Source organism: Campylobacter sp. 107 (genome assembly GCF_002383835.1).
GTDB classification, from domain to species: Bacteria; Campylobacterota; Campylobacteria; order Campylobacterales; family Campylobacteraceae; genus Campylobacter_D; species Campylobacter_D jejuni.
On sequence record NZ_NXBA01000064.1, the window covers coordinates 1 to 435 of the forward strand.

The 435-nt window shown below is 34.5% G+C and carries 1 pseudogene; it reads right to left on the minus strand.

From position 1 onward, the window contains the following. Positions 1-435 (minus strand): annotated as a pseudogene (locus BGS40_RS07430) (hypothetical protein); the annotation flags it as partial.

Sequence of the window (435 nt, forward strand, 5' to 3'; positions counted from 1 at the left end):
TATTTTAGCTCGAAGTTCTTGCGGAAAATTATATCTATAAATAGCAGGAATTCTTGGATCAAGAAGTTTATCAAGCTTATGTCTTTTATAAATAATTTCTAGTCTTTCAGGGCTATAGTATCTTGGAGCATTAGGATAGCCTTGAGGAGGAGTGAGGGCTGCGAGTTTGGCGCTTAATACTAGGGTATCTTTGAATAAAGTGGCTTGTCGATCACCCCAATCATTTGGAATATCAGCATCGAATCTAGTTTCCATTCCATTTACATATCCATCCATATAATGATCAAATTCTTTCCTGCTTTCAGAAGTAGAATCTATATCTCTTGGATCTTTTAATTTACCTTTTTCAATATCATCATATAAAGCCCAAATGATTCTGCCTTCTTCATCAAGAGCAAATTTATATCGATTTAAATCTATCACCCAATCTACTCC